The 14809-nt window shown below is 57.0% G+C and carries 17 protein-coding genes; 14 read left to right on the top strand and 3 right to left on the bottom strand.

What is annotated here, in order from left to right; all coding sequences use genetic code 11:
* The first annotated feature begins 2 nt into the window (after window positions 1-2).
* The 3 genes from LG300_RS12605 to LG300_RS12595 all read left to right on the top strand — a co-directional run bounded on the left by LG300_RS12605 (window position 3) and on the right by LG300_RS12595 (window position 2005).
* Entirely contained in the window at window positions 3-695 is a 693-nt protein-coding gene (locus LG300_RS12605; RefSeq protein ID WP_404375668.1) for a glutathione S-transferase N-terminal domain-containing protein, read from the top strand.
* Window positions 696-773: 78 nt separating this feature from the next.
* A complete protein-coding gene (locus LG300_RS12600) occupies window positions 774-1463 on the top strand; it encodes a glutathione binding-like protein (RefSeq protein ID WP_404375666.1) in 690 nt (229 codons plus the stop codon).
* A 176-nt stretch (window positions 1464-1639) separates the two neighbouring features.
* Window positions 1640-2005 carry a phasin family protein gene (locus LG300_RS12595; protein WP_058577162.1) on the top strand — a complete coding sequence of 122 codons (366 nt, stop codon included), beginning with the start codon at window positions 1640-1642 and terminating at the stop codon, window positions 2003-2005.
* 87 nt (window positions 2006-2092) lie between these two features.
* Here LG300_RS12595 and LG300_RS12590 read toward each other — a convergent pair whose 3' ends face one another.
* Window positions 2093-3463, bottom strand: a complete 1371-nt coding sequence (locus tag LG300_RS12590; protein ID WP_058577165.1) for a uracil-xanthine permease family protein — start codon at window positions 3461-3463, stop codon at window positions 2093-2095.
* 163 nt (window positions 3464-3626) lie between these two features.
* A complete protein-coding gene (gene uraD / locus LG300_RS12585; RefSeq protein WP_058577166.1) occupies window positions 3627-4187 on the bottom strand; it encodes a 2-oxo-4-hydroxy-4-carboxy-5-ureidoimidazoline decarboxylase in 561 nt (186 codons plus the stop codon).
* 94 nt (window positions 4188-4281) lie between these two features.
* On the opposite strand from uraD, the gene uraH reads away from it, so the two are divergent.
* Genes uraH through LG300_RS12570 form a run of 3 tightly spaced genes read left to right on the top strand, consistent with a single transcriptional unit; the run spans window position 4282 to window position 6599 of the window.
* Window positions 4282-4635, top strand: a complete 354-nt coding sequence (uraH, locus tag LG300_RS12580; RefSeq protein ID WP_404375665.1) for a hydroxyisourate hydrolase — start codon at window positions 4282-4284, stop codon at window positions 4633-4635.
* An 11-nt stretch (window positions 4636-4646) separates the two neighbouring features.
* Window positions 4647-5846: a urate hydroxylase PuuD gene (locus LG300_RS12575; RefSeq protein WP_404375664.1), complete on the top strand. Its 1200-nt coding sequence runs from the start codon at window positions 4647-4649 to the stop codon at window positions 5844-5846.
* Between the two features lie 24 nt (window positions 5847-5870).
* On the top strand, window positions 5871-6599 hold the full coding sequence (locus LG300_RS12570) for a GntR family transcriptional regulator (RefSeq protein WP_404375663.1): 729 nt from the start codon (window positions 5871-5873) through the stop codon (window positions 6597-6599).
* A gap of 98 nt (window positions 6600-6697) precedes the next feature.
* On the opposite strand, the gene LG300_RS12565 is transcribed toward LG300_RS12570, so the two are convergent.
* Window positions 6698-7456 carry an aspartate/glutamate racemase family protein gene (locus LG300_RS12565; RefSeq protein ID WP_404375662.1) on the bottom strand — a complete coding sequence of 253 codons (759 nt, stop codon included), beginning with the start codon at window positions 7454-7456 and terminating at the stop codon, window positions 6698-6700.
* A gap of 263 nt (window positions 7457-7719) precedes the next feature.
* Between LG300_RS12565 and puuE the strand changes: the two genes are divergently transcribed.
* The 8 genes from puuE (at window position 7720) to LG300_RS12525 (ending at window position 14694) form a co-directional block, all read left to right on the top strand.
* Window positions 7720-8667 carry an allantoinase PuuE gene (gene puuE, locus LG300_RS12560; protein WP_404378037.1) on the top strand — a complete coding sequence of 316 codons (948 nt, stop codon included), beginning with the start codon at window positions 7720-7722 and terminating at the stop codon, window positions 8665-8667.
* Window positions 8668-8681: 14 nt separating this feature from the next.
* The gene (locus LG300_RS12555; RefSeq protein ID WP_404375661.1) at window positions 8682-9506 is read left to right on the top strand and encodes a bifunctional allantoicase/(S)-ureidoglycine aminohydrolase; all 825 of its coding nucleotides are present in this window, start codon (window positions 8682-8684) and stop codon (window positions 9504-9506) included.
* A gap of 41 nt (window positions 9507-9547) precedes the next feature.
* On the top strand, window positions 9548-10039 hold the full coding sequence (locus tag LG300_RS12550; protein ID WP_404375660.1) for an ureidoglycolate lyase: 492 nt from the start codon (window positions 9548-9550) through the stop codon (window positions 10037-10039).
* Between the two features lie 84 nt (window positions 10040-10123).
* Entirely contained in the window at window positions 10124-11608 is a 1485-nt protein-coding gene (gene pyk, locus LG300_RS12545; protein WP_404375659.1) for a pyruvate kinase, read from the top strand.
* 4 nt (window positions 11609-11612) lie between these two features.
* The gene (gene modA / locus LG300_RS12540; RefSeq protein ID WP_404375658.1) at window positions 11613-12383 is read left to right on the top strand and encodes a molybdate ABC transporter substrate-binding protein; all 771 of its coding nucleotides are present in this window, start codon (window positions 11613-11615) and stop codon (window positions 12381-12383) included.
* On the top strand, window positions 12383-13051 hold the full coding sequence (modB, locus tag LG300_RS12535; protein WP_404375657.1) for a molybdate ABC transporter permease subunit: 669 nt from the start codon (window positions 12383-12385) through the stop codon (window positions 13049-13051). The genes modA and modB overlap by 1 nt, the downstream gene beginning before the upstream one ends.
* On the top strand, window positions 13044-14201 hold the full coding sequence (locus LG300_RS12530; protein WP_404375656.1) for an ABC transporter ATP-binding protein: 1158 nt from the start codon (window positions 13044-13046) through the stop codon (window positions 14199-14201). Before modB ends, LG300_RS12530 begins: the two co-directional genes overlap by 8 nt.
* Window positions 14173-14694 (top strand): DUF192 domain-containing protein, encoded by a 522-nt coding sequence (locus LG300_RS12525; protein WP_404375655.1) that lies wholly within the window; start codon window positions 14173-14175, stop codon window positions 14692-14694. Before LG300_RS12530 ends, LG300_RS12525 begins: the two co-directional genes overlap by 29 nt.
* The last annotated feature ends 115 nt before the right edge of the window (window positions 14695-14809 follow it).

The following is a 14809-nucleotide window of genomic DNA, read 5'->3' as shown; positions in this document are numbered from 1 at the left end:
ACATGGCAATAACTCTTTATGACCTATGCGGCCGTGATGAACGTCTACGTTTTTCTCCGTACTGCTGGCGAGTACGTATGGCGCTTGCCCATAAAGGGCTGGGCTACGAGACAATCGCTTGGCGTTTCCAGGAGAAAGACGCGCTTGCATTTGCCGACTACGACAAAGTACCCGTGCTGACGGATGGCGATACGGTGGTGACCGATAGCTTTGAGATTATGCGCTATCTGGACCGCGCCTACCCTGAAGCTCCCGTGTTGGGCGAAGGTGTTAGTTTCCAGCGTGTGCAGTTCTTTAAATACTTTGTAGAGCGTAGCGTGACGCCCGCGCTATTCAGAATCGTAGCGATGGACCTGTTGGCAGCGATCCATCCCGATGATCGAGCTTATTTTCGGGAAACCCGTGAAGCGCGTTTTGGCGCTAGTTTGGAAACGGTTCATAATCCAGAGCAGGGACGTCAACAGTTGAAGCAGGCATTAGCGCCTGTACGCACCCAGCTTCAGGAGAGCTTGTTCCTGGATGGTGAAGCGCCTAGCGGTGCGGATTACCTGCTGTTTGGCAGCATGATGTGGGCCTATACCGTTTCCACTGAGCAACTGGTGGAAGAGAGCGATCCGGTGTCTGCTTGGTTTGCACGTATGCTAGAAGTGCACGATGGCGTTGCAGAGAAGGCCATCACGATTCGTGATCTATAATAGGTAGGCGGCTATAGGCCGCCTCATACCCACAGGCAACACAAACGGTCTAAATCGTTTGTGTGAAAGGAGATGGCAATGATTGACCTGTACTACTGGACAACCCCAAACGGCCACAAAATCTCCATCATGCTTGAAGAGGCAAAGCTCGCTTACCGTGTTAAGCCGATTAATATCGCCCGCGGTGAGCAGTTTGACCCCGAGTTTCTCGCCATTGCGCCCAACAATCGCATTCCTGCCATTGTAGATCACGCCCCCAAAGATGGTGGCCAGCCGCTGGCGCTCTTCGAGTCGGGCGCAATTCTTGAATATCTTGCTGATAAGTGCGGCCAATTCCTGTCAGCAGAAGGGCGAGAGCGCTACGTTGTACTGCAGTGGCTGCACTGGCAAGTGGGTGGGCTTGGCCCTATGGCGGGTCAGAACCATCATTTTTGTCACTACGCACCGCAAAAAATTGAGTACGCCATAGAGCGCTATGTACGCGAAACCAATCGGCTCTACAGTGTATTGGATCAGCGGCTTTCCCAGCAGCACTATGTCGGCGGTGACAGCTACTCCATTGCTGATATAGCGATCTACCCCTGGATTGTACCCTGGGAGAAGCAGCGCCAAACCCTAGAGGAGTTCCCCGACCTTGAGCGCTGGTTTGAGGAGGTGGCGCAACGCCCCGCAGTAAGAAAAGCGTATGCATTAGTCGAAGATATTAACCCACAAGCAGGCGTTGTCATGGACGACGAGGCGCGTAAGCACCTATTTGGCAACCGTTAAACAGGCTGCGAGAGGTGAGCGATAGGCAGTGGGCTCAGTGGTGCCCGTGGAGTGGTATAAAAATCATGTTGCGCTGCACAAAAAGCACTGCTAGCTTTGTGGTAGCACAGTAATTGCCAACCGTTGGCCGCCTATGTTGCGTGCCAATTCGCTAGCTCACCCAAGGAGATTGCGTAATGAATAAGGCAACAGAGAAGACTAACCAGCAGCAACAGCAGTTTGAGTCCATTTTTGTATCACCGATGCGCTCCTATACGCTCGCAGCCCTAGATTACTACGAGCAACTTGTTGGGGCACAAATCGACGCCGCTCGCGCCTATACCGATATGACGATTGCTCAAGCGCGTACTTGGCTAGATGTGAAAGATGCCGATAGCTTCAAAAAGGCGATGGAGAGCCAGCAGAAAGCGGCTACTGACCTAATGGAGCGTATGAAAGGGGATTCTGAAAAAGTCACCTCTATCAGCCAAAGCTTCATGCAAGAGAGTCAGAAGAAAGCCGAGGAAACTACCAAGAAAGCAGCAGAAGCCGCCAAGCATTAACCGCTAGGCTGGAGTGAGAATACCGCGCCCAAAGGAGGGCGCGGTATTTTTTTGCACAGCTGTTTTGTAGCGTCACCGCACACACCGCTATGCGTCGGCTTCCGCAGCGGCTTGTGCTTTAGCCAGTTTCTCCTTGCGGTTGGGCTTGCCCGGTAAGATGGCGTCTAGCAGCAGTGCTGCCAGTGCGGCAGGTACCAAGCCCGACTTCAACAGCAGCCCCAACTGCCCTGGCATTGTTTCCGAAATGGCTTCTACTGCCGGTAAGCCAATGCCCAAGCTGAGTGACACCGCGATAATCAGCATATTGCGCTGATCCAGTTCGCACTCTTTGATAATTTTTAAACCTGCCGATGCAATCATGCCGAACATCACCACACCCGCACCGCCTAGTACGGCGTGGGGCATAGCAGCGACTAAGCCCCCGAGCTTAGGGAACAGGCCCATCGCAATCAGCAGTAAACCGCCGATGGTGACAACGTGGCGGCTTACGACACCCGTTAGGGTGATTAACCCCACATTTTGCGCGTAAGCAGTATTGGGCAGCGTATTAAAAATAGCGGCGAACGAGGTTGCCACGCCATCCGCCATGACACCGCCGGAAAGCTCGCTATCTTTCGCTGGGCGGCCCGCACCGCCGGTGGTAATGGCGGAGATATTGCCGATTGTTTCTAAGCCCACAACGAACATAATCAGGGTCATGCCTAGAATCGCGGTGCCTGAGAAGGTCATGCCATACTCAAGAGGTTTGGGCAGGGCAAACCAAGCAGCGCTAGTGAGCGAGGTAAAGTCTACCTTACCCAGCGCAATAGCCACCAAATAGCCTGCTACTAGCCCAAAGAGAATAGAGGACGCTTTAATAAATCCCTTGCCGTATTGATGCACTGCGATGGTGACGCTCAGCACAAACAATGCCAGCAGCAAGTTGGATGGGGAAGCAAAGTCATCAGCACCTACCCCGCCAGCGGCGTAGTTCAGCCCCACCGGCATCAGCGTAATACCTATCAATAGGACGACAATACCGGTTACAACGGGGGAGAACCAATGGCGAATACGCTTCAAAAATGCGCCAAGTAGCACTTGTAGCAGCCCGGCAACAAATGAAGCACCAAGCACGGCGGGTAGGCCAAACGCTTTAGCGAGGGGCAAAGCAACGGGGAGGAAGCCAAAACTCGTGCCTTGCACAATCGGCAAGCGTGCGCCAATAGGGCCAACCCCGATGGTCTGTACCAGGGTAGAAACGCCTGCTACAAACAACGCTACTTGGATGAGAAAAATTTGCTCAGCAGGAGAAGCGCCAATCACACCGGCAATAATGATAGGTGGCGTTACGTTACCGGCGAACATGGCCATGATGTGCTGCAACCCAAGCGGTATTGCCTTGGGTAGTGGCGGCATGGCGTCAGGGTTTTGGTTAATGGTGCGCGTAGGATTTGTTTTTGGATCGGGCGGAGGAGACATAGTGAGCCTTTATTGCGTTATTAAACATGAGTGGCATTATGCTGTTGCATCCATAAACGAATAGAATCGTATACAAGATATAAATGCAATTACCCTTAGGGTCAACCAGCCATATTTAATGCTGCAGTATGCCGCCCGATCAAAGCGCCGCCTGGTCAAAGCGCTATGCCTCGCCAGCGCGTGCTCTTAGGCGGAAGCGGGCAATACGGATAATTTGTTGAACAGCAGTTTCGCGCTCTTGGGCTAAGTCGTTCTCCAGGCGCTCTTCAAACGCTGCAAGGATGTCGTAGCGATCCAGCCCTTTCACTGCGACCACAAACGGAAAGCCAAATTTCTCTTTATAAGCTGCATTCAACCGCTCAAAGCGGGCAAACTCTTCAGGTGAGCATTGGTCTAGCCCCGCGCCCGCCTGCTCGCTAGTAGAGTCTTTGGTAAGCTCGCCGGCCAAGGCGGCTTTACCCGCGAGATCTGGGTGGGCCTGAATCACGGCAATTTGCTGCTCAGGGGTGGCCTGCTGAAGCATCAGCCCCATCAGCTCTGCCAGCGCATCCGGTGTGTCATGGGGCTCGCTTAAACCGTGTTGCCAAGCAGCTTCGGCCACCCAAGGTGAATGTTCATAAACATCGCCATAGTGTTTCACGAATGTTTCAAGGCTACATTGGCTCGGGGCGGGTGATAGTTGTAATGAGGGTTGATGAGGCACTGATACTCTCCTGTGGTGCATAAATGGAATTACTGTATACAATAAATAGCATCAACGGTACTCTTTGACCAATAGGTTAAATAACGTCAACAAATCCAATGATTGAGGAGTGGCTATGGGACGCTTAACCACACACGTGCTGGATACCGCCAAAGGGCAGCCCGGCCAAGGTATTACCATTGAGGTTTTTCGGCTAGCGGACGGCAGCCGCGAGCATTTAGGCAATGCCGTTACTAATAGCGATGGCCGCTGCGATGCCCCTATTCTAGAAGGCGATGCGCTAACGCCAGGTGAGTATGAGTTAGTGTTCCACGCCGGAGACTACCTGCGTGCTCAAGGGGTAGAAGCTGCTGAACCGCGTTTTTTAGACGTTATTCCGCTGCGCTTTGGCGTGGCCGATGCCAGCCAGCACTATCATGTACCGCTGCTGCTCTCGCCCTACGGCTACTCCACTTACCGTGGTAGCTGAGAGGACCAAGTATGCAAGCGTACATCATCGAATTTGTGAATCTACTGCTGCGTTGGTTACACGTGATCGCAGCGATTGCTTGGATCGGAGAGTCAATCTACTTCGTCATGCTGGATAACGGCCTACGCACCCCCAAAGCCGCTGAAGATCGTGAAAAGGGCGTCTTTGGTGAAATGTGGGCTGTACACGGCGGCGGTTTCTACCATAACCAGAAGTACGCCACTGCCCCGGCCAAGTTGCCCAATGACCTGCACTGGTCATTCTGGAAAGCTTACACAACCTGGCTTTCGGGCTTTGCGCTGTTCGTGATTCTTTACATGGTGAACCCTGGCTTCTATCTGGTGAACCCAGACAGCAACTGGGCCTGGGCCGCCAACCTTACCGGCTGGCAAGCCAACCTGCTGGCGCTAAGCTTCCTGCTGGGCGGATGGGTGGTCTATAACGAGCTGTGCAAGCGTATTAGCCCCAACATGGAGCGCGATGGCCTGCTGAGTATTGCCGTTGCGGTGATGATGGTGGTGGTGGCCTACCTAAGTACCCAGATGTTTACCGGGCGGGCGGCGTTCCTGCTCACCGGCGCGGTGATGGCCACGGCGATGTCGGCCAACGTATTCTTCTGGATTATTCCCGGCCAGCGCCGCATGGTAAAAGCCATGAAAGCGGGGGAGACCCCCAACCCGATTGATGGCAAGCGCGGCAAGCAGCGTTCGGTGCACAACACCTACTTCACGCTGCCTGTAGTGCTGCTGATGGTGAGTAATCACTACTCCTTTATCTACGCCCACGAGCTCTCCTGGGTAGTGATGGTGCTGTTTATCTTTGCCGGTGCGCTGATTCGGCAGTTCTTTGTGCTGATGCATGCCGGCAACATTCAGCCTGCCTACCCAGCAGTGGGCGTGGGGCTGATTTTGCTCGCATTTTGGGTGGCAGCGCCTAGCCCGCGTGAAGCGGTGGAAGGTGCGGGAAGCGCCCCCAGCCAAGCACAAATATCTGGGCTGATTGAGCAGCACTGCACCCAGTGCCATGCCCGCGAGCCGGAACATGCCGGCTTCTCCGCGCCGCCTGCAGGCTACGCCTTTGATACCTGGGAAGATATTCTCGGCCACAAAGCGCAAATTCAGCAGGTCGTTGGCAGCCGCTATATGCCGCTTGGTAATATCACCAACATGAGTGATGAAGAGCGCGATATCATTGCGGCTTGGGAGGAGTGATCAAAGTCGCAGACAGGAGAATCTATGAGTGATGCGCAGGCGGCGTTAAAACGGCGGCCTTCTGACAAAGAGGGCGACGAGCGTCATGAGGCGATTTATCGTGCGGTGAGTGACGCCATTGTCGAGCAGCGGCTCAAGCCTGGTGCTCGGCTGCGTGAAGACGCGCTGGCTGAGGTATTCGGCATTAGCCGCACGGGGATTCGTAAAATCCTCCAGCGCCTGGCGCTGGAACAGCTGGTTACGCTCACCCCGCGCCGGGGGGCCAGCGTGACACGTCCCACCGCCGATGAAGCGAAAGACGTGTTCGACGCCCGCCAGCTCATTGAGTGCGGCCTGATGCCCGACGTGGCAAGGCGTATGGATGCCAAGGCCGCTGCTGAGCTGCGCGAGATGGCCCGTGAGGAACGTCAAGCCCTACGCAGCGGCCAGCAGAGCGTCGCCATTCGCCTCTCGGCGGACTTTCACGTGCGCCTCGCGCAGCTTTCCGGTAACGCCACGTTGGCGGAGTTCGTTGAACGCCTCTGCTCCCGCTCATCGTTGATCCTCGCTGTCTACGGCCATCGCGGCCACCTGGGCTGCGAATCCCACGACCACGACGACCTCATCGGCTATCTGGAAACCGGCAACGGCGAGCGCGCCAAAGCCTTTATGAGCCGCCACCTAAAAGCCATCGAAGCCTCGCTCTCCATGGTTGAAGAGGAAGAGAACGTACCGGATTTGCAGCAGATTTTTGGCGTGCAGTGGCGTTTTTAGTGGCGTACTCACTCGCTCTAAAGACAGCAGTAGCCCACCATAACCACCGTGATCAGCTCCGGTGGCGTTTTTAACGTTTTGTGTTGCTTTTACGTGTTTCAGCTGCGTGTGGGTGGTAGCGTCAGATTTGAAAAATCCGCGAACTTGCCGGTAAAGGCTTTTGGGCGTGGGTAGTCCAAATCGCCGTATTTGCTGGTGTGTAAGCCCATCCCGACGAGGGATTCAGCCAGCTTCAGTGCGGCGCTCACCCCTTCCACCACTGGCAGGCCCACTTCACGGCTAATGGCGTGCGTTAGGTTAGCCATGCCGCCACAGCCCAGCACAATCGCACCGATGCCATCTTCATCACGGGCGCGGCAGCACTCTTGCACGATGCGGCTAAAGGCAGCGTCAGGGTGGTCTTCCAAATCCAGCACCGGAATCTCAGCGGCGCGAATGCGGCGGCAGTGGTGGCTAAAGCCGTACTGCTCAAGAAGGTGCTCGGCAATAATGCCGGTACGGCCTAGCGTGGTCACAATCGAGAAGCGCGTGCTAATCAGGGTTGCCATGTGAAAAGCGGCTTCGGCAATGCCGATTACCGGGGCACGGGTAAGCTCACGGGCGGCCAGCAGGCCGGGGTCACCAAAGCAGGCCACCACGTACGCATCGATATTGCCTTCGCGCTCGCCTTTCAGCACCTCTTCGGCCACGCCAACAGCGCTGACCGCTTCATCAAAGTGACTCTCGATGGAGACTGGGCCAGCATCGGGCTGAGTGGCACTAATGGTGGTCGATGGAGCAGCTAGCTGCTCGGCAGCCTGTCGGATCGTCGCCGTCATGGCAGCCGTGGTATTGGGGTTAATCAAGCGTATATGCACGGGGTGATACTCGCATGTGAACAATATTTTCTATCTTGTATACGAAAATAGGGCGCTTTTTTTATATGCGCAAGCCTTTTGATGCCTTGTTCACTCGCGTAAAAAGTTGACCAATTGTTCAAGTTTCAATGGCTTAGTGTGTTATGGGAGCGAAAAGCGTCGAAATCTCAGCTAATTAGCCCTGCACTGAATTGCGGCGAACGAGTAAAATGGCTATTTTGTATACAAATTAGAATGCTCTTCATTTTATAAGGAGCTTTATGATGTCCCGTTCATCCGAGCCTTTGTCTAACGTTTATCCGCGTGACCTGATTGGCTATGGCCGCACGCCGCCCCACGCCAACTGGCCGGGCAAGGCAAAAATTGCCGTTCAATTTGTGCTCAACTATGAAGAGGGTGGCGAGAACTGCGTGCTGCACGGCGATGCCGGCTCAGAGCAGTTTTTATCTGAAATCATTGGCGCCGCTAGCTACCCGGATCGCCACCTGAGCATGGAGTCTATTTATGAATACGGCTCCCGCGCGGGGGTATGGCGCATTCTGCGAGAATTTGAGCGCCGTGGCCTGCCGCTCACCGTCTTTGGGGTGGCGATGGCGCTAGAGCGACACCCTGACGTGGCCCAGGCGTTTAAAGAGCTAGGGCACGAAGTGGCGTGCCACGGCTATCGCTGGATTCACTATCAAGAAGTACCGGAGCACGTAGAACGCGAGCACCTGCAAAAGGCTATGGAGATTTTCCAGCGCCTCTACGGCGAGAAGCCCCAGGGCTGGTACACCGGGCGCGATAGCCCCAATACCCGGCGTTTGATTCTGGACGAAGGCGGTTTTCTCTACGATAGCGACTACTATGGCGACGACCTACCATTCTGGACCACGGTCAGCGACAGCCAGGGCGCAGAGCATAACCACTTAATCGTGCCTTACACCCTGGATACCAACGATATGCGCTTTGCCGCCCCCCAGGGTTTCAACACAGCGGATCACTTCTTCACCTATCTGCGCGACGCCTTTGATGTGCTGTATGCCGAAGGGGAAGAAGCGCCGAAGATGCTCTCAATCGGCATGCACTGTCGCTTGCTGGGCCGCCCGGGCCGCTTCCGCGCGCTGCAGCGCTTCTTAGACCACATTGAAGCCCACGACCGGGTGTGGGTGACTCGCCGTGTGGACATTGCTCGCCACTGGGCGGAGCATCATCCGGCACCGACTCGTTAAAAGGCAGCATCATAATGAATAAAACGACTTACTACGCCCCTACTGGCGGGCATCCGCCGCAAACCCAGCTCACCGCTGACCGTGCGGTCTTTACCGAAGCCTACGCACTGATCCCCAAAGGCGTGATGCGCGATATCGTGACCAGTAACCTGCCGTTTTGGGAGGGCACTCGGTTATGGGTGCTGGCGCGGCCGCTGTCGGGATTTGCGGAGACTTTCTCCCAGTACATCATGGAAGTGCAGCCCGAGGGCGGTAGCGACAAGCCCGAGTTGGACCCCCAAGCGGAAGGCGTGCTGTTTATTGTTGAGGGTGAGTTAACGCTTACTTTAGCCGGAGAGCGCCACATCATGGGGCCTGGCGGCTACGCGTTTATTCCTCCTGGCAGCCACTGGCAAGTACGCAACGAAACCCGCGAACCGGTGCGTTTCCACTGGGTGCGTAAAGCCTACGAATTTGTGGAAGGGCTGGAAGTGCCCAAAGCCTTCGTGACCAATGAGCAGGAGATCGCGCCGATCGAAATGCCGGGTACCGAAGGGCGTTGGGCGACCACGCGGTTTGTGGACCCCAACGACGTGCGCCACGATATGCACGTCAATATCGTCACCTTTCAGCCGGGCGGCGTGATTCCGTTCGATGAAACCCATGTGATGGAACACGGCCTTTACGTCCTGGAAGGCAAGGCGGTGTATCACCTGAACCAGCAGTGGGTCGAAGTGGAAGCGGGCGACTTTATGTGGCTGCGGGCTTTCTGCCCCCAGGCGTGCTATGCCGGTGGCCCCGGCCCGTTCCGGTATTTGCTGTACAAAGACGTTAACCGCCATGCGGCGCTCAAACTCTGAGACGGAAAGCCCACAACGACGATCACTCGAAGGATGATGCCATGTTACATCTGACGGCTAAGCCGCTAACGGCGGAGGCGTTTGCGCCCTTTGGGGATGTGATTGATGCCCGCACATCGGCCTCGTTTCCGATTAACGCTGGGCGTACCCAGCGCCATCACGATCTCGCTAAGGTTGAAACCCTCGGTGAAAACGCCCACACGCTGATCAATATTTTCGTCAGCCAGCCGGTGACGCTGCCGCTGAACCTCACGTTTTTAGAGCGCCACCCCCAGGGTAGCCAGGCGTTTATGCCGCTGCATCGAGAGCGCTTTATTGTGGTGGTGGCACCGCCTGGCGATACCATTGAGCCAGACGAGGTGCAGGCGTTTGTGACCGACGGTCGCCAAGGGGTGAACTACCGCGCAGGTACGTGGCACGCGATTCAGTCAGTGTTGGAGCGCGAAGGGGAGTTCCTAGTGGTGGACCGTGGTGGGGAAGGCAATAACTGTGACGAATATCCCCTGGATGTTACCGTCACCTTAGGGGAATAGCCCACCGTAAGTGCATGCGAGTGTCATCTTGGTTGGGTTATCCTGATAAGCTGACACTCCACTCTATGAACGGTTAGGACATTTATGAGCGCACACACCCATATCCCCCTTCGTCGTACCAAAATTGTCGCGACCCTCGGCCCTGCCAGCGATCGTGAAGGCGTGCTGGAAGCCATGTTGAAGGCGGGGGTGGATGTGGTCCGCCTAAATTTTTCCCACGGCACCGCTGACGATCACCGCCGACGCTTAGCCCGGGTGCGTGACATCGCCGCTCAGCTAGGCCGCAGCGTGGCCGCGCTGGGCGATTTGCAAGGCCCCAAAATTCGCATTGCCCGTTTTAAAGAGGGGGCGATCTATTTGGAAGAGGGCAAGCCGTTTGTATTAGATATGGCCATGGACAGCGACGCCGGTGACATCCACGGCGTAGGCTGCGATTACAAAACCCTGGCCGACGATGTCACGGCGGGCGACCGCCTGCTGCTGGATGATGGCCGCGTGGTGCTGGATGTCACTCGCGTAGAGGGTAAGCAGGTGCACACCGAAGTGGTGGTGGGCGGCAAACTCTCTAACCATAAAGGCATTAACAAGCAGGGTGGCGGGCTATCCGCTCCCGCACTGACGGAAAAAGATAAAGCCGACCTGAAAACCGCCGTTGAGATAGGCGTTGATTACCTAGCGATCTCCTTCCCCCGTTCGGCGGAGGATATGCTGGAAGCCCGCCGCCTGCTGGGCGAAGAGGGAAAGGAAATTGGCCTTGTCGCCAAGGTGGAGCGCGCCGAAGCCGTGGCCGATGAAGCCACGTTGGATGGCATTATCGAAGCCTCCGAAGCGGTGATGGTTGCCCGTGGCGACCTCGGCGTGGAAATTGGCGATGCCAAGCTGGTGGGCGTGCAAAAGCGTATGATTAAACGCGCCCGCTCGCTCAACCGCGCGGTGATTACCGCCACCCAAATGATGGAAAGCATGATCTCCGCGCCGCTACCCACCCGCGCCGAAGTGTTCGACGTGGCCAATGCGGTGCTGGATGGCAGTGATGCGGTGATGCTCTCTGCGGAAACCGCCGCAGGCGATTACCCGCTGGAAACCGTCGAGGCAATGGCTCGGGTGTGCCTGGGTGCCGAGCGTGAGCGGGTCGCCCAAGAGTCGGGCCACCGTATCCACGAAGGCTTTACCCGCCCGGATGAAACCATTGCGCTTTCCGCCATGTACGCGGCCAACCATATGAAAGGCGTGGTGGCGATTGCCTGTATGACCGCCTCTGGCTACACGCCGCTGATTGCCTCGCGCATTCGCTCGGGCTTGCCCATCGTTGGTCTGGCCCACAACCCGATTGCCCAACGCCGTATGGCGCTGTATCGGGGGGTAGTCTCGCTTCCCTTTGATACCTCGGAAATGAGTGCCACCGAGCTGAACGATCAAGCCCTCACGCTGCTGGTGAAGCAGGGCGTGGCCAAGCCGGGCGACCATGTCATCCTCACCCGTGGCGACCATATGAATGCCCACGGCGGTACCAATACCATGAAAGTCATGGTGATTACCGAACAGCATGCCGAAAGCGCTAAGGCGTAAGCATATGCGGGTAGTGTTGATGATGCTGTGCTGCCTGCTGCTAGGCGCGCCTGCGATGGCGGGAGCGCCCATCGTGGCGGCGGCCTCTAGCTTGCAGTTTGCCTTGGAGGATGCCGCTGCTCAGTTTACCCAGCAGACCGGGCACGCGCTGCGGCTGAATTTCGGCTCTTCCGGCAACTTTCGACGTCAAATCGTCCAGGGCGCACCCTTCGAGCTTTTTCTGTCAGCGGACGAAGACTTTGTGCAAGCGCTCTATGAAGGAGGGCACGTAGATAACGAGGGCGTGATTTACGCCCGCGGGCGGCTCGCCTGGGCACAGCCAATTGGCCGGTACTCACTGCCTGACGAGCAGGCACCGCTGAGCGGCGTTCAGGAGGCAGTCGCGGCATTGGAGAAGGGCCAGCGGCTGCGTATCGCCATTGCCAGCCCTGAGCACGCTCCCTACGGCGTGGCCGCGCGGGAAGTTTTGCAGGAGGCAGGCCTATGGGAAGCCAGCGAACCTCTGCGGGTGCAGGGCGAGAATGTTTCCCAGGCGATGCAGTTTGCCCTTTCTGACGAGGCGCGCGGTGGATTGGTGGCTTACTCGCTGGTGGTGGCACCTGCGCTTGCTGAACGCAGTGAGGCGGTGTTGATTCCCGAAACCTGGCATACGCCACTGCGCCAGCGCATGGTGTTAACGCCGCAGGCTGGAGAAGCCGCTCACGCCTTTTATGAGTGGCTGCAGCAGCCTGCGGCGAAAGCGATCTTTGAAACCTACGGATTTAGTACCGACTAATGGATTGGTCTGCACTTTCAGTCTCGCTGAGGCTTGCGGCGTTTACCTGCCTGTTCTTACTCCCCGTGGGAATTTGGGGTGGCCGCCTACTGGCCACCTCGCGGTTTCGGGGCAAGGGGCTGTGTGAAGCGTTGATTGCGCTGCCGCTGGTGCTGCCGCCCACGGTACTGGGATTTTACTTGCTTCAGCAGTTCGGCCGCGATGCGCCATTAGGTAGCGCTTGGGCCGCGCTCACCGGCGGTGGTCTCAACTTCACCTTTAGCGGTATTTTACTGGCCTCTCTGATTGCCAATCTTCCTTTTGCCATCCAGCCGATTCAGCGCGCCTTTGAGCATGTGCCTACTCACCTGCGCGAAGCTGCCTGGTGCAGTGGTCTAAGCCCGTGGCAAACCCTGTGGCGTATCGAACTACCGCTGGTGTGGCCGGGCATTCTATCGGCGGCGGCGCTGACCTTTGCCCATACCCTGGGGGAGTTTGGTGTGATTCTTCTAGTAGGCGGCGCTATCGACGGCGAAACCCGCACCCTCTCCATTGCTATTTATGATCGCGTACAGGCCTTTGACGAGCAGGGGGCGGCTACCATGTCGGCACTCCTACTGGTGATTTCCCTGGCTACCCTGGGGTTGGTTTACGGGCTAGCAGGCAAGCGAAGGTGGGCGCGTGGATAAGCTGCTGGTCACCGCGCAACAAGCAGGCCCTATTCCGCTAAACGCCTCGTTTAGCTGCGCCCCAGGTGAACTACTGGCACTGGTAGGGCCGTCAGGAAGCGGCAAAACGACGTTGCTGCGTACCATTGCCGGACTCTATCAACCCCAGCGGGGGCAGGTGAGCTGTGCGGGGGCGACATGGTTTTTGGCGCAGGGCGGTCAGCGCCTCTCGCTAACGCCCCAGCAGCGCCAAATTGGCATGGTATTTCAAGACTATGCGCTGTTCCCCCACCTAACGGCGTTGCAGAATGTTCAGCTTGCCATGGGGCATCTACCCCGCGCCCAGCGGCTTGAACAGGCTGTTCAGTGGCTCACTAAAGTGCGCTTGGAAGGCTTAGAGGCGCGCTACCCTAGCGAGCTTTCCGGCGGCCAGCGTCAACGCGTGGCTTTAGCTCGCGCGTTGGCAAGGGAGCCACAGGTGCTGCTGCTGGATGAGCCGTTCTCCGCTGTTGATCAGGTGACTCGTCGCCGCTTGCAACGTGAGTTGGCACTGCTACGTGAGCAAATCAATATCCCGATTGTTTTAGTGACCCACGACCTGGAAGAAGCCACCGCGCTAGCTGATCAAATCTGCGTGCTGCATAACGGTGTCAGCCTGCAGCAGGGTACGCCTGAAGCGCTGTTTAGGCGTCCCGTTTCTCCGCTGGTGGCTAAGCTGCTGGATCGCCATAACGTCTATACGGGAAAGGTTGTGGAGACGGCTAACGGTCGGCGTTTGCAGTGGGGGGAGTGGCTGCTAGAAGTAGGCGGGGGGATGGCTAGCTGTGATGTCGGAGAGTCGCTGGCCTGGTACCTGCCGCCGTCGGATATTGTACTGCATCGGCGGGGGCGGCCCTCCCAAGGAGAACGAGAGAACCCAGTCGCCGCCACCGTGAGTGAAATGGTTGTGCTGGGAGGAATAACTTCCGTCTCACTGCGTGTCTCCCACGGAGATATGCTACGTTTCGACATCGCCACCCACGCGGCTAAACGTAACCAGCTACGCCAAGGAGAGTCGGTGCACGTCTCGCTGCTGGCGGAAGGGATCCATCTCATGCCAATGCCCGTTCCCAAGCGGACTCACACAACAAAAGGAACCTGTTATGACCCTGACACGCCGCCAACTGCTTAAAAGCGCTGCCGCTGCCTCACTGGTTGCCTGCGCGCCCCTGTCGTTACTAAACGCTTGGGCGACCGAGCCCGCACCAGCCAACACGCTCCCGCTGGCGATTCATAGTGAGGGCGGCCCGCACCGGCTGGATGTGGAAGTGGCTGAAACCGCTTCCCAGCGCCAGCGCGGCTTAATGGGCCGCGATCACCTGCCGGAAGCGCGCGGTATGCTGTTTCGGTTTGAGCATGAGCAGCCCGCCGGTAATGCCTTCTGGATGTACCGGACGCTGATTCCGCTGGATATTGCTTACATCGACGGTGAAGGGCGTATCGTTGCTATTAACACGATGCCACCCTGCGAATCGGACGCCCCCCAGGAGTGCCCCTCCTATCCCGCCGGTGCGGCCTACCATGCAGCGCTGGAAGTCAACGCAGGCTACTTTGCCGAGCGTGGTATCCAGGTAGGCGACTGTGTATCGGTGCCTGCGCTGGCTGGTTTTTGCCGCCCTGAGTAAGGCAGTTGGCACATGCCCTAGTGATGGCTGCTTACGAACATTTAGCCCCCAAGGCGGGACTCTATCAAGGGAGGGCTATAACAGTTAAAGGTGTGTTTAGGTCAATTATGAAAAC

The sequence above is a fragment of the Vreelandella aquamarina genome (assembly GCF_044805175.1).
Taxonomy (GTDB): domain Bacteria; phylum Pseudomonadota; class Gammaproteobacteria; order Pseudomonadales; family Halomonadaceae; genus Vreelandella; species Vreelandella aquamarina_B.
This window is presented reverse-complemented; position numbering and strand designations above follow the sequence as displayed.